This window comes from Candidatus Symbiopectobacterium sp. NZEC135 (genome assembly GCF_025962695.1).
Map to the genome: position 1 here is coordinate 28,582 of NZ_JAGFPF010000012.1, position 25,935 is coordinate 54,516.

The following is a 25,935-nucleotide window of genomic DNA, read 5'->3' on the forward strand; positions in this document are numbered from 1 at the left end:
GAAAGGAAGATGTCATTCAAGGTAGATAACCCGAAGTTCGCTCCTGTCGGCGTTGCCGATACCTATACTGATGCCTACGGTAAAACGCACCTTGTCGATGTTGCGGTGAAAAAACAACTGCTGGCCATGATGGAGACAAGCAGTTGCGAAAAGGCACCGCTGCCCTCGGTTCGGGTTTTTCGTCAGGGCAAGGCGGCGCTGATTCCCCTCTCAGGCGACGGCGAGTTTGGTTGGACGCTGATGTATGAAAACGGGGGGCAGGTTCAGGGCAACATCATGGGCGGCAGCGAATTGCTGCTGCCGGATGCTTTACCACTGGGGTATCACGAACTGATATTGATGCGCGGTGAACAGCGTTGGACCTGCCGCGTGATTGTTGCGCCGCAGCGCGGTTATGAGCCGGAGCCTTTAATCCAGGGGAAACGCTGGTGGGGCGTTAACGTGCAGCTTTATACGCTGCGCTCGCAGGATAATTGGGGGGTTGGCGATTTCGGCGATCTGCGCCAACTGGTGGAGCAAGTGGCGCGACGCGGCGGTGCCTTTATCGGCGTAAATCCACTGCATGCACTTTACCCCGCCGACCCAGAGGCTGCCAGTCCTTACAGCCCCTCTTCCCGTCACTGGCTGAACATCATTTATATCAACGTCAACCGTATTGATGATTTTCAACAGAGCAAAGAAGCGCAAGCCTGGTGGCAACAGGATGACACACAGCGTCAACTCGCGGCGCTGCGTGCCGGGCGGTGGGTTGACTACAGCGGTGTGATGGCACAAAAACTGGCCGCACTGCGGTTGGCATACGACTTCTTCAAGACGCGCAGCGTGCTCGATCCGCGTGTCAGCGCATTTCGCCAATTTGTGGTCAGCGGCGGACAAAGCCTGCACCGGCAAGCCACCTTTGATGCGTTGCAAACCTGGCTCAAACGTCAGGGAGAGAACTATAGCGATTGGCAGCAGTGGCCAAAGCGATATCACGATGTGCATGGCGACACGGTGAAAGCGTTTTGTCAGGAAAATGAACACGAGATTGCGTTTTACTGCTGGCTGCAATGGGTGGCGAGCGAGCAACTGGCAGAGTGTTTCGCTCACAGTAAACAGCTCGGGATGCCTATTGGCCTATACCGGGACATGGCCGTGGGCGTGGCGCAGGGCGGAGCGGAAACGTGGGATGAGCGTAGACTCTATTGTCTGGACGCCGCCATCGGCGCACCGCCCGACCCGCTGGGGCCGCAGGGGCAAAACTGGTCGCTGCCACCGATGAACCCACACGTGATGCAGGCACAGGGATATCAGCCGTTCATCGATGTGCTGCGCAGCAACATGGCGCACTGTGGCGCATTGCGTATCGACCACGTGATGGGGCTACTGCGCCTGTGGTGGATACCCAAAGCTGAGCCCGCTACGCGCGGTGCCTATGTGCATTATCCGCTGGATGATTTACTGGCCGTGCTGGCGCTGGAGAGCCAACGCCAGCGCTGTCTGGTCGTGGGTGAAGATTTGGGAACGGTGCCAGCCGAGATTGTGGATAAACTGCGCGACAGCGGCGTTTACTCCTACAAAGTGCTGTTTTTTGAACAGGATGAGCACAACCACTTTCGGGCTCCACTCGACTATCCGCGCCAGTCGATGGCGACCATCACCACGCACGATCTGCCCACACTGCGCGGCTTTTGGCAAAACGTCGATCTGTCATTGGGCAAAGAGCTTGGCCTTTATCCTGATGAAGGCACGTTGCAGCAGCAGATTGAACAGCGCGACAACGCCAAACAGGGCTTGCTCGATGCGCTGCATCAGTATCAGCTATTACCGCAGCGCGTAGGGCGCAATGCGGCGTTAACGGCGATGGGGGCGCAACTAAGTCGTGGTGTACAGCGTTACCTGGCAGACAGCCGCAGTGCTTTACTGGGGTTGCAGCTCGAAGATTGGCTGGACATGGCGACACCGGTCAATATTCCTGGTACCACGCGCGAATATCCCAACTGGCGGCGCAAGCTGAGCAGAACGGTGACATCAATATTCAGCGATCGTCATCTGGAGCGTTTGATTCGCGATCTCGATCTACGACGTGGTTTGGCGCTGCCACCGGAAGCGGCGAGTGGAGCCGATGAGCGTTGACGGGTTCAGGCATACTCCCCACAGGGACGTGGGGAGTGAGGTAATCAATGCATCAATAGTATGAATGTTCGCCGCGCTGGTGTTCTGTCAAATCGCGCACACCTTTCAGTTCAGGGAATTTCTCTAACAGCTCTTTCTCGATCCCTTCTTTCAGCGTGTAATCGACCATGGAACAGCCGTTGCAACCGCCGCCGAATTGCAGGATAGCCATGCCATCATCGGTGATTTCCATCAGCGTCACACGGCCACCGTGCCCAGCCAACTGGGGGTTGATCTGGGATTGCAGCACATACTCCACGCGTTCCATTAGCGGCGCATCATCACCCACTTTGCGCATTTTGGCGTTGGGCGCTTTCAGCGTCAGTTGAGAGCCCAACTGATCGGTCACGAAGTCGATTTCAGCATCTTCCAAGTAAGGGGCGCTCAGTTCATCCACGTAGGCGGAAAGCTTCTCGAACTTCAGTTCAGTGTCCGAGGCTTCCACCGCATCCGGCGGACAATAAGAAACGCCACACTCAGCGTTAGGCGTGCCCGGATTGATAACGAAGACGCGAATTTGTGTGCCTTCTTCTTGTTTTACCAGCAGTTTGACAAAGTGGTCTTGTGCAGAGTCGGTAATACGGATCATAGTGGGTTAACTCAATAGTTGACTACGCTTATCGGTCATAATACGCCCATCGTGGCGTGAACTCCAATTCATTCACGGTAAATGCCATTTATACCCGTCATACTTCAAGCTGCAGGTGCGTTGGCTGCGTTCACTCACCCGAATCACTTACTCAAGTAAGCTCATCGGGATTCATTCACTTGCCGCCTTCCTGCAACTCGAATTATTTAGGGTATATGGCAACAAAGGCGCTCACGCATCGAGCAGCGTGCGGCACAGGCACCACACCTGAATATGCGCGGCACCCTGTGCCTGTAACACACGGCAGATCTCTGTCACCGTATTGCCGGTGGTCACCACGTCATCCACCAGCGCAATTCGCAGCCCGGAGAGATTTTGGTCGCAGGCAAATGCGTGGCGCAGGTTGTCGCGCCGTTCAGAGGCGCACAGGTGCTGTTGCAGGGGCGTATGACGCACTCGGGTGAGCGCATGAGGGTGATAACGGCAGCGCAGCCAACGGGCTAACGGCTGGGCCAGCAACTCGGTTTGATTGAAGCCGCGCCGCCAGCGCTGACGGCGATGCAGTGGTACGGTGAGCAGCACATCGGGTTTCTTAAGATTTTCTGGATCAAGGCGATATACGTTAATCCATCGCAGTAATATCTGTCGTGCGAGCACCTGCCCGAGTTCGATGCGCCCGTGAAATTTGAACTGTTTCAATAGGGTGGTGAAGGGCGGGCGATAATCAGAGACAAATGTCAGGCGGTGCCAGTGTGGTGGACGATACAGGCAGCGACCGCACGGTAACGTGGCATTGCCGGAGGGTAAGCCGCAGCGCGGGCAGCAGACCGGCGGGGCCGGAAGATGGCGCTGACAATAGCAGCAAATACCGTGATGGTAATGATAAAGCGGTTGTTGGCATAGCCAGCAATTGGCACTGATGGTTAACATAGCGGCCTCGCAACAAAATATCGAACGACTCGCAGGAAGATAATTGATGACAACGCTCTACTGGCACACCGAAGGGGAAGGGAAACGCGATCTTGTGTTGCTGCACGGATGGGGGCTGAACGCGCAGGTATGGCAGTGTGTTGCGGCGCGATTGGCTCCGCATTTTCGGCTGCACTGTGTGGATCTCCCCGGTTATGGCCGTAGTGTGGGATATGGGGCGTTACCGCTTTCTGACATGGCCGACATCGTGCTGGCACAGGCACCCGCGCAAGCTGTCTGGTTGGGATGGTCGCTGGGTGGACTGGTTGCCAGTCAGGCGGCACTCAGGGCGCCTGCACGGGTCAGCGCCTTGATCACGGTCGCCTCTTCCCCCTGTTTCAGTGCCCACGAGGCGTGGCCCGGTATTAAACCTACGGTGTTGCAGGGTTTTCAGCAGCAGCTTAGCGAAGATTTTCAGCGCACCGTGGAGCGTTTTCTGGCATTGCAAACTCTGGGCACCGGCAGCGCGCGTCAGGATGCACGTCTGCTAAAAAGTGTGGTGCTGGAGCAGCCGATGCCGGGCATTGAGGTGCTTGAGGGAGGCTTGGACATTTTGCGCCAGACCGACTTGCGCGAGGCGATGGCGTCGTTGACTCTGCCGATGCTGCGTATTTACGGGGCGCTGGACGGGCTGGTACCGCGTAAAGTGGCGAGCCTGCTTGATGAACGCTGGCCCGAGACTGACTCACTGGTGATGGCGCAGGCGGCGCATGCCCCGTTTATTTCCCACCCGGATGCCTTCGCCGAAACGGTTTGCGTGTTTGCTGGCGTCTAATGCGGTGTGGCGTAAAGGCTGAAGAATGTGTCATCAACGTTAATTTACATATTCTCCTCATTTTCTCCACGATGTTGCGAGTGCTGACAGGGTAAAGTAGCGCGTCATACCCGTCATACTTCACGTTGCAGATGCGTTGGCTGCGCTCACTCACCCGAATCTCTGACAGGGTAAAGTAGCGCGTCATACCCGTCATACTTCACGTTGCAGATGCGTTGGCTGCGCTCACTCACCCGAATCACTTACTTGAGTAAGCTCATCGGGATTCGTTCACTTGCCGCCTTCCTGCAACGCGAATTATTTAGGGTATATTAAGGAATTACATGCGCCACGTATAAAAATAGTCTGAAGGAGCGTTGTTTCGATGGCGAATTTTTTTATTGATCGCCCGATCTTTGCCTGGGTACTGGCCATCCTGCTGAGTCTGGGTGGCATGATGGCGATCGCCTCGTTAGCGGTTGAGCAATATCCCGATTTGGCACCGCCAAACGTGCGTATCACCGCCTCCTATCCGGGCGCTTCTGCGCAGACCATGGAAAACACCGTGACGCAGATTATCGAGCAGAGCATGACCGGGCTCGATCATCTGATGTATATGTCATCGCAAAGCAGCTCCGGCCAGACGCGCATTACGTTAAGTTTTGATGCGGGCACCGATCCGGATAACGCGCGTCAGCAGGTGCAGAACCAGTTGCAATCGGCGATGCGAAAATTGCCGCAGGATGTGCAGCAACAAGGGGTTACCGTCAACAAGACGGGAGATACCAATATCCTGATGATCGCTTTCGTCTCGACGGACGGCAGCATGGAGAAACAGGATATCTCCGACTACGTCGCCAGTAACGTGCAGGAACCGCTCAGCCGCATCAACGGGGTGGGCAGCGTCGATATTTTCGGTTCGCAGTATGCCATGCGCATCTGGCTCGATCCGTCCAAACTCAAGTCCTTTTCCCTGACGGCCAGCGATGTGGTGAGCGCCATTCAATCGCAAAACAGTCAGGTATCCGTCGGCCAGGTCGGCGGTACGCCATCTGTAGACTATCAGTCACTAAATGCCACTGTAAACGCGCGCTCGCTGTTGCAGACGCCCGAGCAGTTCCGCGCCATTACCCTGCGTGTGAATCAGGATGGCTCAGCGGTGACGCTGGGCGACGTGGCGAAGATTGAACTGGGGGCAGAAAACTACGACTCGCTGAGCCGCTTTAACGGTCAGTCTGCCTCCGGGCTGGGTATCAAGCTGGCGTCTGGGGCCAATGAAATTGAAACCGATAAGCTGGTGCGTGCACGGTTGGCCGAGCTGGCCCCGTTTTTCCCGCACGGGCTGGAAGCGAAAATCGCGTTCGAAACCTCCCCCTTTGTAAAGGCCTCGATTGAGGATGTGGTCAAAACGCTGCTGGAAGCGGTACTGCTGGTGTTTTTGGTGATGTACCTGTTCTTGCAAAATTTCCGCGCTACGCTCATCCCTACTATCGCCGTTCCCGTGGTGCTGCTGGGGACGTTTGCCGTGCTCTATGCCTTTGGCTTTAGCCTCAATACGTTGACCATGTTCGCGATGGTGCTTGCCATCGGGCTGTTGGTGGATGATGCCATCGTGGTGGTGGAAAACGTTGAGCGCGTAATGAGTGAGGAAGGGCTGAGCCCCAGAGCCGCGACGCGCAAATCGATGCAACAGGTGCAGAGTGCATTGGTGGGGATTGCGCTGGTGCTCTCGGCGGTGTTTGTACCCATGGCGTTTTTTGGCGGCACGACCGGCGCTATTTACCGCCAGTTCTCCATCACCATCGTTTCTGCCATGGTGCTGTCGGTATTGGTGGCGTTGATTTTAACTCCCGCGCTGTGCGCCACGCTGTTGAAACCGTTGGCGAAAGGCGAACACCATGGCAAACGCGGCTTCTTTGGCTGGTTTAACCGTCAGTTTAATCAGCTCTCTGAACGTTATGAACACGGTGTCGGCAAGATAGTGGTCAAAAGTGGCCGCTGGTTTGTGCTTTACCTCGCGATTATTGGTGTGATGGCGTTCCTGTTTCGCACCTTGCCTACCTCGTTTTTGCCGCAGGAGGATCGCGGCGTCTTTATGACGCAGATCCAGCTACCGCCTGGCTCGACACAGCAGCAAACGCTGAAAGTGGTCGAAAAGGTGGAAGCCTATTACATGACGCAAGAAAAAGAGAACGTGGTGTCTGTGTTTACCGCTGTCGGTAACGGCCCCGGCGGTAACGGTCAGAACGTGGCGCAGCTGTTTGTTCGCCTGAAAGATTGGGATGAACGTCCCGGCGCGCAAAACAGCGCAGGTGCTATCGTTGAACGGGCAACGCGAGCCTTTCGCCGTATCAATGAGGCGCGGGTTTTCGCCAGCACGCCACCGGCGATTTCCGGTTTGGGTAACGCATCCGGGTTTGATATGGAGTTGCAGGATCGCGCGGGCCTGGGGCACGACGCCTTAATGGCGGCGCGTGACACGCTGCTGGCGCAGGCGGCAGGGGACGCGCGTTTGACACGGGTTCGCCACAACGGTCTGGACGACAGTCCGCAAATGCAAATCACCATCGATCAGCGCAAGGCAGAATCGTTGGGGGTGTCCATCAGCAGTATCAACAGTACGCTGAAGATTGGCTGGGGCTCCACTTATGTGAACGATTTTATCGATCGCGGGCGGGTGAAAAAGGTGTATGTGCAGGCGGCTGCGCCCTACCGTATGCTGCCAGACGATATCAATAAATGGTATGTGCGTAATGACAGCGGGGGCATGGTGCCGTTCTCCGCCTTTGCGCAAACCTCGTGGATGACCGGTTCGCCGCGTCTGGAACGCTATAACGGCTTCTCCGCGTTGGAGATCCTTGGCGAATCTGCGCCGGGCGTCAGTACCGGCACGGCGATGGATGTGATGGAACAACTGGTGGCTAAATTGCCAGAAGGGTTTGGGCTGGAGTGGACCGGCATGTCGCTGCAAGAGCGCATGACCGGAGCGCAGGCCCCGGCGCTCTATGCCATCTCGCTGCTGGTGGTGTTCTTGTGCCTGGCGGCGCTGTATGAGAGTTGGTCCGTGCCGTTCTCCGTGATGCTGGTGGTGCCGCTCGGCGTGCTGGGCGCATTGATCGCCACCTGGGCGCGCGGGTTGGAAAACGATGTTTATTTTCAGGTTGGCCTGCTGACAGTGATCGGGCTCTCAGCCAAAAACGCCATATTGATTGTAGAGTTTGCCAACGATATGAACCACAAAGGCGTGGATATCATCAAAGCCACGCTGGAAGCCTCCCGCCAACGCTTGCGTCCCATTCTGATGACGTCACTGGCCTTTGTTTTTGGTGTGTTGCCAATGGCAACCAGCACCGGTGCGGGCTCAGCCAGCCAGCACGCGGTGGGCACCGGCGTGATTGGCGGCATGGTGGCTGCCACCGTGCTGGCGATTTTCTTTGTTCCCCTGTTTTTCGTCGTAGTTCGACGCCGCTTCCCATTGAGAGAGAAAACGGAGTAGTGCTTATTGGTCTCTCTTTCCTTATCCCCGTGGGAGTCACGGGGATTTTTTTCCTCGCCATAAACTAACGCGTTACGCTATATCACTCCCACCTGATTATGTGAGGTGGTCTGAGCAATATTATTAGCAATCAAATGATAATGATTGCTATTCATATTTAATGCTTAATTATCTGTATTTATGAGCATAACCTGTTGAATTGAGCCACGAACTGGTTTTTTGATAGCCGCCTGCTGTCATTAACGGTAAAAATGCGCCGAATTGTAAATTAACGTAAGGATTGCGTTTATTTTGCGTAGGCATTTTTCCCTTATCAACCTGTTTGCGTTGGGTATTTGTTCTGCGGTAAGCCACGCAGAGAGCATGACTCCTGCCGATCGGGCATTGATTGAACAGCAACAAAAAAACCTGTTAGAACAGACGCAACGGCAGCGCGAAGCGCTACAAAACAGTACCGTGTTACCCACGGTTCCTGAAGTGCAGCCTGTTGCGGATGATGCACCTTGCTACCGCATTCAGAAGATTGAATTACAGGGTGTCACGGTTCTTTCCTCGTCGGTACAGCAGACGTTGACCGCGTCCTGGGCCGGGCAGTGCATGAGGATGTCGGATATCCAGGCGCTCGTGCGTTCGGTGTCTCAGGCCTATTTGCAGCGCGGCTACATTACCTCGCAAGCCTGGGTGCCCGAGCAGGATATCTCTTCAGGGACGCTACAGATCGCAGTGACGGAAGGCCGTATCGAATCCATCACTCAGCAGGAAAAAATGCCGCTCACTCTTAGCATGGCGTTCCCCACTGCGGCGGGAAATGTGCTGAATTTGCGCGATCTGGAGCAAGGGCTTGAACAGCTTAACCGCCTTACCTCACAGCCTGTCACCATTGATATTCAACCGAGCAGCCAGTCGGGTTATTCCCGTGTGGTGGTGGTGCCTGCCGGAAATACGCGGCCGCTGCATGTAAATCTGGGAGCGGATAATAGTGGCAGCAAAGCCACCGGCACAGGCCAGATGAGTACACAACTGACGTTGGACAACCCGTTGCAGTTGGCCGATCTGTGGGTGTTATCTGCCTCACGCGACAACGCTTTTGTGCAGGACCGGCGCAGCCGCAGCCTTTCGGGCAGTCTGAGCGTGCCTTATGGCTATTGGCTGTTCAGCTATCAGAGCAGTTGGAACGACTTCCATCAGAATCTTCCTTTCCCGGGTAGCGCCTGGCGCTATGAGGGGATGGCACAATCTCATCGGTTGGGGGCGTACCGCACACTGCTACGGGATGGTCAGCAGAAACTGGCGCTGGATATGTCTGTTACGCGACGGCATACGGAAAACCGTATCGCGGGGCAGAGGCTTTCCAACAGCAGTGCGGTGGTCAGCAGCGTGGCGTTGGGTCCGCATTACAGCCGCAGTGCGGGGAATGTCTATTTCACGATAAACCCGTCCATTAGCCAGGGGCTGAGCACCCTGGGCGCGCCGCGTGATGATACCCGTTATCCCGATGCACCTCGCGCGCAGTTTCGTAAAGTCAGTTTGAATGCCAGCGTTTTCTATTCCTTCACGCCGTCGCTGTATTACCTGACGACGGCTTATGGCCAAACCTCCCCTGACAATCTGTATGCCAGCGAGCGCGTGACGGCCGGTGGCCTCTATTCGGTTCGCGGATTTAAAGAGCAGCTATTGTCTGGTAATCGCGGCGCGTACTGGCGTAACGAAGTGAACTGGCAACTGGCGTCATTTCCCATCGTGGGAGCGGTGTCGCTCACCGGGGCGGTGGATGGCGGTTGGGTCAGCGGGCAGGGGGGATTGGTTGACGGCGGTAAGGTGGTGGGGTCTGCGCTGGGGCTGACGCTCAACGGACGCTGGTTTACCCAGTCGCTGATGATGGGCAAGCCATTGGCTTTCCCCGGAGAATTACGCCCGGATAAGTGGGTCGGCTATTGGCAGGCGACCGTCACCTTATAGCGCCACGCTTTTGTATTTTTATGCATATGCACGTCTATGACATGGACCACAGCTAACGGAACTACAACAATGGAAAAATTGCACCATCCTCTGGGGCGCGGTATCAGCTACCTGCTTATTTATCTGACGGCCATTCAGCCACTGCATCCTGCCTTTGCGGCCGGTATTAATCCGGCGAATACCACTACTCAGGTTCAGGCGGGTAATGTCCCGGTGATTAATATTGCCACCCCTAACAGCGCAGGTATTTCTCATAATACCTACAAAGATTTCAACGTTGGCGCACCCGGTGCGGTACTGAACAACTCAACCGTGGCGGGAAAATCCCAACTGGCCGGTCAGGTTAATGCCAATAGCAACCTCAAGGGGAATGCTGCCAGTCTGATTATCAATGAAGTGACCGGCGGAACCCGTTCAGAGCTAAACGGCAAGCTTGAGGTCTTCGGTGCCAAAGCTAACGTGATGATAGCCAACCCGAATGGCATCACCTGCGACGGCTGCGGATTTATCAACACGCCAGGGGTAACGCTGACCACCGGCAAGCCCCAGTTCGACAAACAGGGGGCGTTAGATGCGCTGGAAGTGAAGAAGGGTAGCATCATTATTGGCAGTAAAGGGCTGGATGCCGTCGCGCAGGATTATGTCGATATCATCAGCCGTGCCACCGAACTGAATGGGAAAATTACCGCACAAAATCTCTCCCTGACACAGGGGACGAATCGTGCCAGTTATAAAGACGGTACGCTGACGGCCATCGCCGGTGAAGGCGCACAGCCGCAATTGGCAGTCGACACCAAAGCACTGGGCGGGATGTATGCCAACAAAATCCGGCTGGTCGCTAACGAAGAAGGCGTTGGGGTTAATTTGGCGAATCTGACCTCTACGCAGCAAGGGATCACGCTCGATACTAAAGGCAAAATTCAGCTAGGCAATACCGCTGCCAAGACTGATTTGAATATCACCGCGAAACAGACCGACATCATCAAAGGGGCGACGGTTAAAAGTGAGCGTGACATTACCGTTGCCAGCACCACGTTAAACAACAATGGCACGTTGAGCGCAGGAAAAGACATGCGCTTGTTTAACGATAACCTGACCAATACCCAGGCCACCATTCAGGCGAATAATAACCTGTGGATTCAGAAAGATGCGGTGGGCAACAAAGGTGTCAAGGTTGAAAACCGTTCGGGGACGATAAAGACCACGGCGGGGGATTTGGTGATCCGTACGGGGCAGTTAGATAATGTGCGAGATACGTTTATTATGCAGGAGAAAGAGATATTACCTGATTCTGCATCGATTAACTCCTACATTGGCATAACGTATATTCTTCGCCCTCCACTTCCTGGAACACCTACTCCCCTGATTTTTAGAGGGGAGTTTGACTCTACAATAAGTAAAAAGTGGTTCGGACATGTTGATTTATACAAGAATAACAAATTAAATACGTCAACAACGAGTGTGGTTAACGTGGTTGCAAGTCCTTTGTCAGAGATATCATCGGGTAAGGACTTATATATTAATTCTGGCATTTTAAATAATTCATCAAGTGCGATCTCTGCCAAGAATAACGTCATTATGACAGGTGGTGTTCTTCAAAATAAATCGATGCTGACATTCTTGGTAGATAGTTATGATGTGTTGAAATTGAATCAAATAGTGTCTATACCAAATTTTTTGTCTGAGGAAAATATAAAAGAAGTTCAATCTGTTACAAATCCAACTAGATTTCAAATAATACCTATTAAATATACTCTTGATAAAAAAACCGAAAGCATTTTGGTTAAGGGGGTTATTCCTGGAGTAATTAATGCTGGCCGGGATATCGTAGCTGATTTTAATGATGATGTTGTTTTTGAATCATCCAATAAAAGTAAAAATGGATTTGAACAGGTAGTTCACCCCGAAAACACTCCAGATTCACTATCCGCGAAAAATATTACTATACATGCTAAAAATATAAGGGGTGAATATGGGGTTAATGTGGTTGGTGATATTGTTTTTATTGCTGATGAAAATATAAAGATTGAAGGATCTAGGGTTGTGGCTGGTAATGGAATATCAGTAATTTCGGGTGATGGTATTGATGTTAAACAAAGTGACCTCTTTGCGAAGAATATCAGTTTACAGAGTCGTTCTGGTGATGTTAATGTTTATTCTGACGGCGATATTAGTCACTTCTATGAAAATGGTACTCGTCAACTGAGTCAACTCAACCCATCTGACACACTGTCTATCCATGCTGCTAAAAATCTTGGATTGTTGGGTGTTTTCTTCGGAAAGAATATTAATACAACCTTAACTTCAGGTCAAAATCTGACCATAAAAAGTGATGAAGACTTTCTACAACTAGAACGACTCGGCACCGTAAGTTCTGATGTTGAAAAACTGGCTTATTTTAATGACGCATTGAAAAAATTCAGTATTATGGATTCCATAGGCGATATTACGTTTAATGCAGGAAAAAACCTTGATATCGCAGGCATGACACTGAATGCTACAAAAAATATTAGCCTGACGGCCGGGGAGGACATAAACCTCACCCCAAAATCACTGGTGACCATACCTGAGTCCCTTTTTCCTGAATCACGAAAGGCGGAGTTAAGCAGTCGCCTTAGCGCGGGTAATCAGTTACTGATCTCCAGTGGAAGAGATTTACTGGCTCAATCCGCTGATCTCTCTGCACAGGGGAATACCACCCTGCTGGCAGGCAACAACCTGAGCCTCTTCGCAACGGGCTATTCAGCCCTTGATAGCACCAATGACAATAACAAAGACGATCGCTATCTCACGGCGCGTGTGCATGCAGGAAAAAAACTGACGCTGGCCGCCAATGGGGATTTCATCGCTAATGGCACGGATTTCTCTTCCGAAAACGATATGACGCTCAGTTCCGGCGGAAAAATGGAACTGAACGCGGTAAGTAATCATATCTACCGCGAAGGAGGAAATGCGTACAGCGAAACCGTGACACAGAAAAATGCCACCCTTAACAGCGGAGGTGTCCTAACCCTGCTTTCCAACGGCAGCATCCTGTTTCAGGCGACACAACTTATTGCTAAAGGGGCGCTAGATGCGGCGGCCAAGGGGGGATTCCTCTATGCCCAGGCGATGGAAGAGTCCAGCCACTATGAAAAAACCACCACCAAGCGCAAGTGGTACGGCAAGAAAACCACCATTCGGCAAGTCAGTCACACTGTGACAAATAAAGTGACTGAATTCACCGCAGGCGGCGATATCAACCTGTTAAGCCGTGATGACAGTACTTATGAAGCCAGCAAAATCAACGCGGGAAAAAATGCCAAACTGACCAGCACCAACGGCAAGGTCAACTTCAAAGCCGTGAAAAATACCGCGTTTGAGCAGACCATCACCACCTCGAAAGGTTTTTTCATTAAGAACGCGGACAAAGGCTACACCAAAGATACCTGGGTATTGCCGACCGTTTATACCGGTGGAAAACTCACCGTTGATGCTGCCAACGGCGTGAGTGCGGATGTAAAGGCGCAAAATGCTCAGGCTCTGCAAAACACTCTGTTGACCCTGGGAAATACGCCCGGCACCGCCTGGCTGAAAGATCTCAACACGCGCAAAGATGTGCAGTGGACACAGGTACAGGATGCCTACAGTAACTGGAACCACAAGAGCCAAAGCCTCAATCCGGTTGTTGGCGCGGTTATCGCCATTGCGGTTGCTGCGGTAACGGCAGGCGCGGGGCTTGCTGCTCATGTAGCTGATTTGGCAGCAGGTACGTTGGGGAGCACCAGTGCGGCAGTTACTGCCGCTACCTATGGTGCGGCCTATTCTGGTATGACGGCAATCACCTCTCAGGCTGCTGTGGCATTGCTCGATAATCAGGGAAATATCAGCAAAACGCTGGAAGCGTTAAGCAATAGCAACTCTGTGAAATCGCTGGTTACCGCCATGGTGATTGGTGGTGCGCTCTCAGGGTTTGATTCTGTTATGGGCTTTGATAAAGCCGCAGGCGGTGCAGCTGGCACTAACGCTGGTAATGCCAAACTGCCGCTGCTGAGTAACGGCGACTGGAGCAAGATTGCCCAGCGTGTGGCAGGACAGTCGATCATCAGTTCCAGCCTGAATACCACCATCAATGGCGGCAGTTTTAAAGATAATTTCACCACGGCGTTGCTGGCAAATATCGGTAATCAGTTTCAGGCGGAAGGGGCATTCCTGATTGGAGAGAACGGTGCAGTGCTTGAAGCTCCGGGTAAGATGCTCAGCCATGCTGTTGTTGCAGGTATTGCGGCGGAGATCAGTGGTGGAAATGTTAAAGGTGCAGCTGCAGGTGCTTTGGCGGCAGAATTAGCTGCAATCACATTAGGTAATACATTTGTTGATCCTGCTTTAAGAGAAATTCAAATAACCTCTACCGGAAGAATTATTGGTGCTTTAACTGGTGCCGCGATTACTGGTAAAACTAGCGGAGTAAATAGTGGGGCTAATTCTGCTGAAAGCGTTTTACAATTTAACTTCTTAATGCATGAAGAACCGAAGAAACTAGCTGAAAAATACGCTGCGTGTAAAGGAGACGCACGGTGTGAAAATGATATACGTAAAGAGATAAATAAAAAATCAGCAGAAAACCAAGAGACATTTGAAGGGTGCCGGGCATCAGGCAACGCTACCTGTATTAACGATATGCTATATGGAGTTTCAGACGCTAGAGGTTACGATGACCTGGGGAAGTTGATTGGCTTTGACCTAACCAACTCATACAAAGAGATGGGGCAGAATGCTTATGATCGCGCCAATATCTGCGGTGGAGATATGAGCTATGGATGCGGCCTCAAATTGTGGGCGGATCAACTACCAGGAGAACTATTAGGTGGGGTATTATCGTGGGGGATTGGTAGGGCAGTAAGTCCGCTAATTAGTAAATATTTTTCGGAAACAGGGGTTCTCTCAGCCAAAGAGATTACTAACCGGCAGATTAACGGTATATGGGTTGATACAAATGGACTCCCACTTCCCGTGCCACCGAGTGTGGGCGCTGCAGGTCGGGTTCCTATTGTGTTGCAAACAGGAGGAAACACGATAAGCTCAAGAACAGCTAATGGTTTGAATAAAGCATTCAACAAAGAATTGACAAACAGAGACTGGGGACGAGCTCTTGAATCATTGAAGTCTGACTATAACTTACGTAATGACTTTCATGGAAGAATATTAGATAATGGTAACTACATTGATAAAGCTGGAAAAATTGTCGGTAACATTGGAGATTATTTACCATGAATACAATTAGTTCAAGAATTACACCAATATCTCCTAACTATGAAACATGCCTGGAATGTCGTGTAAGTTTGTTGATTTATCCTGGTACAATGCATCCAGATGAGGTAAGTGCCATATTAAATATGGAGCCTTCTCAAAAAAATATAATCGGTGATAAAAGAATTAACAGCTTAGGAAGAACGCGTGAGATAAAAATAGCGGGTTGGTTTCTTTCATCCGAAATGTTTGTTTCCTCAAAAGATCTTAGAGACCATATTAACTGGATTACGGCTAAACTTAATCCTGCAAAAGCAGGGTTGAAAAAACTCCAAAACACGCCAGGAATTAAGATGACACTGAGTTGTGTCTGGTGGTCTTCGCTCGGTCACAGTGGCCCTGTTTTATGGCCAGAACAAATGAAAGCATTAGCAGATTTAGATCTCGAGTGCTCTTTTGATATCTATTTTGATTCTACCCAATCAAGCTGATATCAGCTATGTCAAACCAAAGATACCTGGATTTATGTGGGACTTATCCGGTCCAGGTATTTTCACTACCTACTCCCATAAAAATTACAATAATTTCAACGTTAAGATAATATCTAGCCATATTCTCTGCGCTCCGTATGGGCAGTGTGAATGTATCCGGCAATGGCTTAATTGGCAAAGGATGTTCGAGTTTAAAATATCAGAATTACCTAATAACAAAGAGTTTGTAATAACTAAAAATACAGGGTAAGAATATACAGTATTGGATAGCACTTTTCATGAGTTAGGTGGTAATATCTCAGCTAAAGGAACTATCTTTACAGAACGTTCCGCTTGCGAAAGTTGTTTGGGTGTTATTAAGCGGTTTCAGGATGGATACTCTAACATTAATATAAATGTACTTGGTGATAATTATGTTGGGTTGATTCCGGTTAAAAAAGGATAAGTGAGAATGAATAGTTATGATGAAGTGAAAAATATTTTTTAAAACGCATGTTATTCTTATTGTAGAAATAAGATTCTGGTATCAAAGGGAAAAGGTATAACATGGAGTGATTATGAATCTGAGCATGGGTTTGCCTATGATGAATTGAATAATTCTTTTGGTTCTCCAGTAGAAGATCTTATGCTTGAAGTTATTACCCTCATCGTAGATGCGGGAAGAGCGTCAGAGCAAACTGAACAATATCACAAAAATATAATATCAAGTATTTTATTGAAGCATAGCCTTCCTGAGCTACTTAGTCATGTGTCAGAAGAAGACAGAAAAGATATCTTTTATGACATTTCTTTATTGGGTTTGATTAATAAATAATCTAATTAGAGATAAACAATGCGGTCCGATAGGGCCGCTTTTTATGCAAATAGTCGTAATTAATTGCAGGTAGCAGATTCACCTACCCTTTGACGAAGCTGATAGGTCAGGGTTGTTAACATCGTGACAGACAACTTTTTGAGCCTGACACAATGAAAAAGAGCAACAACTGTAAGTATCCCATCCAAGCGGACCATGCACTTTTAGATATCTGACCTAGCGTTTCGTAATGTCCTAGATGTCCGCTCATGGCACAGGACTGCTGTTACAGACCCTTCAATCGATCCAGAGATGTCTAACGCATCATCGATTTCAATAGCTAGGTTAAGTAGGGATTTTGGCGATGGTATGAAATGAGAAATTGGCGTTCACATATTGTGAACGGCAAAGAGTAGTGCTATCATGTTCACATAATGTAAACGGATGGAACGACCGCAAGATGCACGTCATTTCAAAAGAGCCTTTTGAGGAAGCGGCAAGGCGATATCCCAACGATTCGTTAGCCATTCGGGCGCTGTACCGCTTAGTACGCGAGACGGATTTCTTTTCTCCAACTGAGATGCAAACTCTGATACCGAGCCTGGATAATTTTAAGTATCGGAATAAGTGGTGGGTTTTGGATGTAGGAGGCAACAACTTGAGGGTTATCGCCTATATCAATTTCGTGAATAAGCGCTTCTATGTGAAGCACATCGCAACCCACGCTGATTACGACAAGTTGACCCGCTATTACAGGGAGAACAAAGAATGATTACCGACACTGCAAAAGCCATTGAAGCAACCAAACAACTCGTCGCTGCTGTCCCCTTCCTGGGGGGCAGTTTGTCCGAGAGCGATTACCGCGAAGCGATGGAACTGGTGGACTACCTGATCGAGAACGATGACGAGAACCCACTTATTGACTTCCTGGCGATTAAGATTGCTGACTATGAAGATAACAGCCCTCGTTTCGCTGAATTCAACAAAGCTATCGCTGAAATGCCGGTCGGCGTTGCACTGCTGCGTACCCTGATTGACCAGCACAAGTTGTCTTACTCTGATCTCAAAGAGGAAATCGGCTCTAAATCACTGGTTAGCCAGATTTTGTCTGGCCAGCGCTCTTTGACTATCACTCACATTAAGGCACTGTCGGCTCGTTTTAGTGTGAAACCAGAATGGTTTTTATAACAAATTAGATTATGTTGAATAGCACCGGTTGTTTGCAGCGGTGCTATTCGTTAATGGATTAATATAGACTGAGTATATACAGGTCCATAAGTGTGGAATGAATCGCTGCGGGTAACCTAGACACTTTCGAGCCGTTGATAATACTGCTGTTCATATTCGTTCGGCGACATCTGATCGCTTGAACCATACCGACGCCTGCTGTTATATAACATTTCGATGTAATCAAAAATATCGCAGCGGGCTTCTTCCCGCGTTCCGTAGATCTTTTTCTTTATACGCTCACGCTTTAGAAGCTGGAAAAAACTTTCTGCAACTGCATTGTCGTGGCAGTTGCCGCGTCGACTCAGTTCGGAATTCCATATATAATAATTATTATTATCCAGCTAATTATATTAATAATTTGTTATTTATAGGCGCGCTAATCATAACTATAATTATTAGTACTTAATGCTTACGAAAATATATTTATAAGCATGAGTATCGAATTAAGTGTTGGTCTCTTTTTTTGATAGCCGCCTGCTGTCATTAACGGTAAAAATGCGCCGAATTGTAAATTAACGTAAGGATTGCGTTTATTTTGCGTAGGCCTCTTTCCCTTATCAGCCTGTTTGCGTTCGGTATTTGCTCTGCGATAAGTCACGCAGAGAGCATGACACCTGCCGATCGGGCATTGATTGAACAGCAACAAAAAACCCTGTTAGAACAGACGCAACGGCAGCGCGAAGCGCTACAAAACAGTACTGTGTTACCCACGGTTCCTGAAGTGCAGCCTGTTGAGGATGATGCACCTTGCTACCGCATTCAGCAGATTGAATTACGGGGTGTTACGGTTCTTTCCTCGTCGGTACAGCAGACGTTGACCGCGTCCTGGTCAGGGCAGTGCATGAGGATGTCGGATATTCAGGCGCTCGTGCATTCGGTGTCTCAGGCCTATTTGCAGCGCGGTTACATTACCTCGCAAGCCTGGGTGCCTGAGCAGGATATCTCTTCAGGGACGCTACAGATCGCAGTGACGGAAGGCCGCATCGAATCCATCACTCAGCAGGAAAAAATGCCGCTCACTCTTGGCATGGCGTTCCCCGCTGCGGCGGGAAATGTGCTGAATTTGCGCGATCTGGAACAAGGGCTTGAACAGCTTAACCGCCTTACCTCACAGCCTGTCACCATTGATATTCAACCGGGCAGCCAGTCGGGTTATTCCCGTGTGGTGGTGGTGCCTGCCGGAAATACGCGGCCGCTGCATGTGAATCTGGGGGCCGATAATAGTGGCAGCAAGGCCACCGGCACAGGCCAGATGAGTACGCAACTGACGTTGGACAGCCCGTTGCAGATGGCCGATCTGTGGGTGCTATCTGCCTCACGCGACAACGCTTTTGTGCAGGACCGGCGCAGCCGCAGCCTTTCGGGCAGTCTGAGCGTGCCTTATGGCTATTGGCTGTTCAGCTATCAGAGCAGTTGGAACGACTTCCATCAGAATCTTCCTTTCCCGGGTAGCGCCTGGCGCTATGAGGGGATGGCACAATCTCATCGGTTGGGGGCGTACCGCACACTGCTACGGGATGGTCAGCAGAAACTGGCGCTGGATATGTCTGTTACGCGGCGGCATACGGAAAACCGTATCGCGGGGCAGAGGCTTTCCAACAGCAGTGCGGTGGTCAGCAGCGTGGCGTTGGGCCCGCATTACAGCCGCAGTGCGGGGAATGTCTATTTCACGATAAATCCGTCCATGAGCCAGGGGCTGAGCACCCTGGGCGCGCCGCGTGATGATACCCGTTATCCCGACGCACCCCGTGCGCAGTTTCGTAAAGTCAGTTTGAATGCCAGCGTTTTCTATTCCTTCACCCCGTCACTGTATTACCTGACGACGGCTTACGGCCAAACCTCCCCTGACAATCTGTATGCCAGCGAGCGCGTGACGGCCGGTGGTCTCTATTCGGTTCGCGGATTTAAAGAGCAGCTATTGTCCGGTAATCGTGGCGCGTACTGGCGTAACGAAGTGAACTGGCAACTGGCGTCATTTCCCGTCGTGGGAGCGGTGTCGCTCACCGGGGCGTTGGATGGCGGTTGGGTCAGCGGGCAGGGGGGATTGGTTGACGGCGGTAAGGTGGTGGGGTCTGCGCTGGGGCTGACGCTCAACGGACGCTGGTTTACCCAGTCGCTGATGATGGGCAAGCCACTGGCCTTCCCCAGCGAGTTACGCCCGGATAAGTGGGTCGGCTATTGGCAGGCGACCGTCACCTTATAACGCCACGCTTTTGTATTTTTATGCATATGCACGTCTATGACATGGACCACAGCTAACGGAACGACAACAATGGAAAAATTGCACCATCCTCTGGGGCGCGGTATCAGCTACCTGCTTATTTATCTGACGGCCATTCAGCCACTGCATCCTGCCTTTGCGGCCGGTATTAATCCGGCGAATACCACTACTCAGGTTCAGGCGGGTAATGTCCCGGTGATTAATATTGCCACCCCTAACAGCGCAGGTATTTCTCATAATACCTACAAAGATTTCAACGTTGGCGCACCCGGTGCGGTACTGAACAACTCAACCGTGGCGGGAAAATCCCAACTGGCCGGTCAGGTTAATGCCAATAGCAACCTCAAGGGGAATGCTGCCAGTCTGATTATCAATGAAGTGACCGGCGGAACCCGTTCAGAGCTAAACGGCAAGCTTGAGGTCTTCGGTGCCAAAGCTAACGTGATGATAGCCAACCCGAATGGCATCACCTGCGACGGCTGCGGATTTATTAATACGCCAGGGGTCACGCTGACCACCGGCAAGCCCCAGTTCGACAAACAAGGGGCGTTAGACGCGCTGGAAGTGAAGAAGGGCAGCATCATTATTGGCAGTAAAGGACTGGATGCCAACGCGCAGGATTATGTCGATATCATCAGCCGTGCCACCGAACTGAATGGGAAAATTACCGCACAAAATCTCTCTCTGACACAGGGGACCAACCGTGCCAGTTATAAGGACGGTACGCTGACGGCCATCGCCGGTGAAGGCGCACAGCCGCAATTGGCGGTGGACACCAAAGCATTGGGCGGGATGTATGCCAACAAAATCCGGCTGGTCGCTAACGAAGAAGGCGTTGGGGTTAATTTGGCGAATCTGACCTCTACGCAGCAAGGGATCACGCTGGATACTAGGGGCAAAATTCAGTTAGGTAATACCGCTGCCAAAGCCGATCTGAATATCACCGCGAAACAGACCGACATCATCAAAGGGGCGACGGTTAAAAGTGAGCGTGACATTACCGTTGCCAGCACCACGTTAAACAACAATGGCACGTTGAGCGCAGGAAAAGACATGCGCTTGTTTAACGATAACCTGACCAATACCCAGGCCACCATTCAGGCGAATAATAACCTGTGGATTCAGAAAGATGCGGTGGGCAACAAAGGCATCAAGGTTGAAAACCGTTCGGGGACGATAAAGACCACGGCGGGGGATTTGGTTATTCGTACGGAACAATTAGATAATCTCCGGGATGAGATTATCGTGACGAATAATGATGTCATCCCAACGCAAAGTGCTAAAAAGAATGTTGAAAAAAATCAAGCGTCAGAATGGGATAATAAAAAATATTTTGGTTTTTTATCCAACTTTAAGGATGGATACCCTGAAAAATGGTTCGGTGAAATCGATATAACGCCGATGTATACTTCATCGACAGATCCTATAGGTATCAATGTTTCGAGATATAATTTTTCTTCATCTGTTAGCCCTGAGTCCAAAATTACTGCTGGAAATGATTTGTATGTAAATTCGAGTTTCGTAAATAACATCTCCAGCCAGATGACATCCGGTAAAGATTTAATTCTAACAGGGAAACAATTAAACAATAATAGTGTTCTGTATGGTACGGTTAATAAATTCAATATCTACAGGGTTACAGGAACTGAAGAAGTTCAGGGGAACTGTGTAATATGTACAGTAAGTACTGTCCGTTTGGTTGACCGAAAAAACAGTTGGGAGATTAAAGAAAATATTCCAGCACAGATAGTTGCAGGAGGCAATCTGGTCGCTGATTTTTCTGAGCGGATCACCAATGAACAGCAGAAGTATACCACTGCCAAAACAGATGAAGTGATAGCTACAGATCCATATATATATTTGAGTGCAAAAAACATTCTCCTTCATTCTAATGATATATCAATTGAAGGTGGTGTTCATGCATCAAATGACCTCACTCTGCTTTCAGATAAAGATATTAGGCTTGGCAATGCACAGTTAACAGCCAATAAAAAAATTAACTTAACTGCAGCGGACAATATTAATGTTAATCAAAGTGTCTTGTCTGGAGATAGTATCGAATTACAGAATCTAGCAGGCAATATTAACATTGCATCCATTATCTACACTAATTATTATTCTAAGGATAGAACTCGTCAACTTAGCCAACTAAATGCATCCAATGAGTTATCAATTCATGCTGCAAAAGACTTGGGGATAACAGGAGTTTATTTCCAAAAAAATAAGAATACCACATTGACTGCAGGTAATAACCTGCTCGCCAAAAATGATGATACATTTCTGAAAATCGGACGACTCGGTACTAGTACCGATGAAGAAAAACAGACTTATTTTGATAATACATTAAAACAGCTCAATGCAATCAATACATCCGGTGATATTACACTGAATGCGGGGAAAAACCTTGATATCGCAGGAATTGAGCTAAATGCAACAAACAATATTAGCTTGACAGCAGGGGGAAATATAAACCTTAACCCTAGGGCACTAAATAATAGTTCACCATCCCTTTTCCCTTTATCACTGACCACTATTACAGGGGCGCTTTTCGTTAAGTCACGGCTGGCCGAGTTAAATAGTCACCTTAGCGCAGGCAATCAACTACTGATATCCAGTGGAGGCGATTTACAGGCCCAATCCGCTGATCTCTCTGCACAGGGGAATACCACCCTGCTGGCAGGCAACAACCTGAAGCTTTTCGCAACGGCCTATTCTGCCCTTGATAACACCAACGACAATAACAAAGACGATCGCTATCTCACGGCGCGTGTGCATGCAGGAAAAAAACTGACGCTGGCCGCCAATGGGGATTTCATCGCTAATGGCACGGATTTCTCTTCCGGAAACGATATGACGCTCAGTTCCGGCGGGAAAATGGAACTGAACGCGGTAAGTAATCATATCTACCGCGAAGGGGGAAATGCCTACAGCGAAGCCGTGACACAGAAAAATGCCACCCTTAACAGCAGTGGTGTTCTAACCCTGCTTTCCAACGGCAGCATCCTGTTTCAGGCGACACAACTTATTGCTAAAGGGGCGCTAGATGCCGCTGCCAAGGGAGGATTCCTCTACGCACAAGCGATGGAAGAATCCAGCCACTATGAAAAAACCACCACCAAGCGCAAGTGGTATGGCAAGAAAACCACTACTCGGCAAGTCAGTCACAATGTGACGAATAAAGTGACCGAATTTACCGCAGGCGGCGATATCAACCTGTTAAGCCGTGATGACAGTACTTATGAAGCCAGCAAAATCAACGCGGGAAAAAATGCCAAACTGACCAGCACCAACGGTAAAGTCAACTTCAAAGCCGTTAAAAACACTGCGTTCGAACAGACTATTACCACCTCGAAAGGGTTTTTCATTAAGAACGCGGACAAAGGCTACACCAAAGATACCTGGGTGTTGCCGACCGTTTATACCGGTGGAAAACTCACCGTTGATGCTGCCAACGGCGTGAGTGCGGATGTAAAGGCGCAAAATGCTCAGGCTCTGCAAAACACTCTGTTGACCCTGGGAAATACGCCCGGCACCGCCTGGCTGAAAGATCTCAACACGCGCAAAGATGTGCAGTGGACACAGGTACAGGATGCCTACAGTAACTGGAACCACAAGAGCCAAAGCCTCAATCCGGTTGTTGGCGCGGTTATCGCCATTGCGGTTGCGGCAGTAACGGCAGGATCGGGGCTGGCAGCCTATGGGGCTGATTTGGCAGCAGGAACGGTTGGAAGCACCAGTGCAACGGTCACTACTGCCACCTATGGTGCCGCTTATTCCGGTATCTCGGCAATCACCTCTCAGGCTGCCGTGGCGCTGCTCGATAATCAGGGCAATATCAGCAAAACGCTGGAAGCGTTAAGCAACAGCAACTCCGTGAAATCGCTGGTTACCGCCATGGTGATTGGCGGTGCGCTCTCGGGATTTGATTCTGTGATGGGCTTTGATAAAGCAGCAGGCGGTGCTGCTGGCACTAACGCTGGTAATGCCAAACTGCCGCTACTCAGTAACGGCGACTGGAGCAAGATTGCCCAGCGTGTGGCCGGCCAATCGATCATTAGCTCCAGCTTGAATACCACTATCAATGGTGGCAGTTTTAAAGATAATTTCACCACGGCGCTGCTGGCAAATATCGGTAATCAGTTTCAGGCGGAAGGGGCATTCCTGATTGGAGAGAACGGTGCAGTGCTTGAAGCTCCGGGCAAGATGCTCAGCCATGCTGTTGTTGCAGGTATTGCGGCGGAGATCAGTGGTGGAAATGTTAAAGGTGCAGCTGCAGGGGCGTTGGCGGCAGAACTGGCAGGTATAATCATCAATGATAACTTAGTGAAAACAGAAGGGTGGCAAGAAAAACAGGCCCAAATAAGCCGCTTTGCTGGTGCACTTATAGGGGCTGTTGCTACAGGAAATGCAAGTGGTGTAAATAGCGGTGCAAACGCCGCTGAAATTGTGGAACGCTTTAATCGACAGTTACACCTTGATGAAATTCAGGCCATAAAAGCGCTTTCCCAAGGTGATAAAGAGAAGGAAATGCGCCTGTTGGCGGCATCGTGCCGCAAAGTTAACTGTGTAGCGCAGGAGTCATTAAACTCAGAGGAACGTCAGCAATACGAGACGTTAATGAGGTTGTATCCTGTAACGCGCGAAGAAGAGGGAATGCTTGCCAATTATTGGGTGCAAAAAGAGCGTCAACGTACCAGTAATTACCCGCTTTATCTCGGTTATGACACAGAGCAACTGTTTACCTATACTACTGCTGACGGTATTTCTGATAGTCAGATTTTTGCAAGAAATCAATGGATTGAAAATTTTAGTGAGATGACTCACTGGTCCAGGGACTCCGTAGAAGCCATAGGATTTGGTATTTCGATCGCAAGTACATTTGCGGGCATGGGAAAGGCTGGCATTGGTAATCAGTACCTGTCAAAAAACCTTGTAACGCCAACGATGGGCTGGAAAAGCTATCTTGTTAATGAAGAAACTATACAGCAAGCGTCAGCATTTAAACAGCAAGTGACGAGCCTAAGAGCAGGGCTACCATCAGCTCCAAAACGTAGTGGCAATGTTGCTGTCGCGGATATTAATATCCCTGGAATTCCAAAATCGTTAGCTGCTCATAGTAGTGTAGATGTATCCGGTAATGGTTTAGTTGGCAAAGGAAGTGAGAGTTTTAAATATCAGGAGATACCTAATAGTCAAGGCTCTATAATAGCTAGAAACATAGACTCAGAATATAAGATACTGGATAACATTTCAGACAGGTTAGGTGGTAATATATCAGTAAAAGGAACTGTTACCATTTTTACAGAACGTCCCGCATGTGGAAGCTGTTTAGGCGTTGTAGAACAATTTCAGCAGAGGTATCCAGGGATTGAGGTAAAAATACTTGACAATAATGGGATTATATTGAAACCAGGAGCGAAGAAATGACAGAAGAAAGAATTGGTTATGAAGAAATTAAAAATTCTTTTTTGAGGTGTTATTATATCTATTGTAGGAATAAACTCGACTCATTTAATCGCCGAGGTGAAGTTTGGGGCGAATCTGAATCAGAGATAGGTTATGCTTACTATCAGTTTGAAGATTCTTATGATTTAGATATAGAAAAACTAATGCTAAACGTAATTGCATTGGTCTTAATGGCAGGAAGGGGGCCAAAACAGGTTGAAGAAAATCTACGTGAAAGTATAAACAGCATCCTCAAAAACAAGGCTTTGAATGTAATTATTAAAAATATTACCGAGGAGGAAAAATCAGATCTTCTCTATGACATGTCTCTATTAGGTATAGTTGATAAGAAATCAGAATAGATAAGACAGTGCGGCCTTTGTAGGCCGCTATTTCATATCTGATGAGATAATGTATAAATAGAGGTTGTCCAGTGGTTTTCTATAGTGTGAATATTTATAATGTTTTTTTCAGAAAATCAATGGTTGAAAACAGATATGCTCACATGCTAATTGTTATCGGTGAATTTATGTGAGCCTGCTAACCTAGTGTGGTTGTGTTGATAAAAATGGAGAATACTTTCTTCAGGAGTGTAACCATCGCGT

15 protein-coding genes and 1 pseudogene are annotated in these 25,935 nt (G+C 49.6%); 13 read left to right on the forward strand and 3 right to left on the reverse strand.

Going from position 1 to position 25,935, the window contains the following annotated elements; translation table 11 throughout:
• The first annotated feature begins 9 nt into the window (after window positions 1-9).
• Window positions 10-2,115, forward strand: a complete 2,106-nt coding sequence (gene malQ, locus J5224_RS09095) for a 4-alpha-glucanotransferase (protein WP_264625066.1) — start codon at window positions 10-12, stop codon at window positions 2,113-2,115.
• A gap of 52 nt (window positions 2,116-2,167) precedes the next feature.
• Here malQ and nfuA read toward each other — a convergent pair whose 3' ends face one another.
• Together nfuA and gntX are read right to left on the reverse strand one after the other, a co-directional pair.
• The gene (gene nfuA / locus J5224_RS09100) at window positions 2,168-2,743 is read right to left on the reverse strand and encodes a Fe-S biogenesis protein NfuA (RefSeq protein WP_264625067.1); all 576 of its coding nucleotides are present in this window, start codon (window positions 2,741-2,743) and stop codon (window positions 2,168-2,170) included.
• Window positions 2,744-2,974: 231 nt separating this feature from the next.
• Window positions 2,975-3,673: a DNA utilization protein GntX gene (gene gntX, locus J5224_RS09105; protein ID WP_264625068.1), complete on the reverse strand. Its 699-nt coding sequence runs from the start codon at window positions 3,671-3,673 to the stop codon at window positions 2,975-2,977.
• Between the two features lie 46 nt (window positions 3,674-3,719).
• Here gntX and bioH point away from each other — a divergent pair, with 46 nt between their 5' ends.
• The 9 genes from bioH to J5224_RS09145 all read left to right on the forward strand — a co-directional run bounded on the left by bioH (window position 3,720) and on the right by J5224_RS09145 (window position 17,622).
• Complete coding sequence (gene bioH / locus J5224_RS09110) at window positions 3,720-4,487, forward strand: pimeloyl-ACP methyl ester esterase BioH (protein WP_264625069.1); 768 nt, start codon at window positions 3,720-3,722, stop codon at window positions 4,485-4,487.
• Between the two features lie 364 nt (window positions 4,488-4,851).
• Window positions 4,852-7,962, forward strand: coding sequence for a multidrug efflux RND transporter permease AcrD (gene acrD, locus J5224_RS09115; RefSeq protein WP_264625070.1), 3,111 nt, complete (start codon window positions 4,852-4,854; stop codon window positions 7,960-7,962).
• Between the two features lie 291 nt (window positions 7,963-8,253).
• A complete protein-coding gene (locus J5224_RS09120) occupies window positions 8,254-9,921 on the forward strand; it encodes a ShlB/FhaC/HecB family hemolysin secretion/activation protein (RefSeq protein WP_264625071.1) in 1,668 nt (555 codons plus the stop codon).
• Window positions 9,922-9,990: 69 nt separating this feature from the next.
• Entirely contained in the window at window positions 9,991-15,174 is a 5,184-nt protein-coding gene (locus tag J5224_RS09125; protein WP_264625072.1) for a DUF637 domain-containing protein, read from the forward strand.
• Window positions 15,171-15,641: a DUF4279 domain-containing protein gene (locus J5224_RS09130; protein WP_264625073.1), complete on the forward strand. Its 471-nt coding sequence runs from the start codon at window positions 15,171-15,173 to the stop codon at window positions 15,639-15,641. The genes J5224_RS09125 and J5224_RS09130 overlap by 4 nt, the downstream gene beginning before the upstream one ends.
• A 262-nt stretch (window positions 15,642-15,903) precedes the next feature.
• Entirely contained in the window at window positions 15,904-16,086 is a 183-nt protein-coding gene (locus J5224_RS35775; protein ID WP_413544657.1) for a deaminase domain-containing protein, read from the forward strand.
• A 180-nt stretch (window positions 16,087-16,266) separates the two neighbouring features.
• Window positions 16,267-16,455: a hypothetical protein gene (locus tag J5224_RS09135; RefSeq protein ID WP_264625074.1), complete on the forward strand. Its 189-nt coding sequence runs from the start codon at window positions 16,267-16,269 to the stop codon at window positions 16,453-16,455.
• Window positions 16,456-16,894: 439 nt separating this feature from the next.
• On the forward strand, window positions 16,895-17,206 hold the full coding sequence (locus tag J5224_RS09140; RefSeq protein WP_264625075.1) for a type II toxin-antitoxin system HigB family toxin: 312 nt from the start codon (window positions 16,895-16,897) through the stop codon (window positions 17,204-17,206).
• Window positions 17,203-17,622: a helix-turn-helix domain-containing protein gene (locus J5224_RS09145; RefSeq protein WP_264625076.1), complete on the forward strand. Its 420-nt coding sequence runs from the start codon at window positions 17,203-17,205 to the stop codon at window positions 17,620-17,622. The genes J5224_RS09140 and J5224_RS09145 overlap by 4 nt, the downstream gene beginning before the upstream one ends.
• A gap of 116 nt (window positions 17,623-17,738) precedes the next feature.
• Here J5224_RS09145 and J5224_RS09150 read toward each other — a convergent pair.
• Window positions 17,739-17,969 (reverse strand): annotated as a pseudogene (locus J5224_RS09150) (IS3 family transposase); the annotation flags it as partial.
• Window positions 17,970-18,199: 230 nt separating this feature from the next.
• Here J5224_RS09150 and J5224_RS09155 point away from each other — a divergent pair.
• From J5224_RS09155 to J5224_RS09165, 3 genes are all read left to right on the forward strand, one after another.
• Window positions 18,200-19,867 (forward strand): ShlB/FhaC/HecB family hemolysin secretion/activation protein, encoded by a 1,668-nt coding sequence (locus tag J5224_RS09155; RefSeq protein ID WP_264625077.1) that lies wholly within the window; start codon window positions 18,200-18,202, stop codon window positions 19,865-19,867.
• Window positions 19,868-19,936: 69 nt separating this feature from the next.
• Window positions 19,937-25,312 (forward strand): DUF637 domain-containing protein, encoded by a 5,376-nt coding sequence (locus tag J5224_RS09160; protein WP_264625078.1) that lies wholly within the window; start codon window positions 19,937-19,939, stop codon window positions 25,310-25,312.
• Window positions 25,309-25,692, forward strand: coding sequence for a hypothetical protein (locus J5224_RS09165; protein WP_264625079.1), 384 nt, complete (start codon window positions 25,309-25,311; stop codon window positions 25,690-25,692). The genes J5224_RS09160 and J5224_RS09165 overlap by 4 nt, the downstream gene beginning before the upstream one ends.
• Window positions 25,693-25,935 lie beyond the last annotated feature (243 nt).

Coding starts and splice junctions, on each gene's coding strand:
- J5224_RS09140 (WP_264625075.1), top strand. CDS start 16,895: ATGCACGTCATTTCAAAAGAGCCTTTTGAGGAAGCGGCAAGGCGATAT.
- bioH (WP_264625069.1), top strand. CDS start 3,720: ATGACAACGCTCTACTGGCACACCGAAGGGGAAGGGAAACGCGATCTT.
- nfuA (WP_264625067.1), bottom strand. CDS start 2,743: ATGATCCGTATTACCGACTCTGCACAAGACCACTTTGTCAAACTGCTG.
- malQ (WP_264625066.1), top strand. CDS start 10: ATGTCATTCAAGGTAGATAACCCGAAGTTCGCTCCTGTCGGCGTTGCC.
- J5224_RS09165 (WP_264625079.1), top strand. CDS start 25,309: ATGACAGAAGAAAGAATTGGTTATGAAGAAATTAAAAATTCTTTTTTG.
- J5224_RS09145 (WP_264625076.1), top strand. CDS start 17,203: ATGATTACCGACACTGCAAAAGCCATTGAAGCAACCAAACAACTCGTC.
- J5224_RS09130 (WP_264625073.1), top strand. CDS start 15,171: ATGAATACAATTAGTTCAAGAATTACACCAATATCTCCTAACTATGAA.
- J5224_RS09125 (WP_264625072.1), top strand. CDS start 9,991: ATGGAAAAATTGCACCATCCTCTGGGGCGCGGTATCAGCTACCTGCTT.
- J5224_RS09160 (WP_264625078.1), top strand. CDS start 19,937: ATGGAAAAATTGCACCATCCTCTGGGGCGCGGTATCAGCTACCTGCTT.
- acrD (WP_264625070.1), top strand. CDS start 4,852: ATGGCGAATTTTTTTATTGATCGCCCGATCTTTGCCTGGGTACTGGCC.
- gntX (WP_264625068.1), bottom strand. CDS start 3,673: ATGTTAACCATCAGTGCCAATTGCTGGCTATGCCAACAACCGCTTTAT.
- J5224_RS09135 (WP_264625074.1), top strand. CDS start 16,267: ATGCTTGAAGTTATTACCCTCATCGTAGATGCGGGAAGAGCGTCAGAG.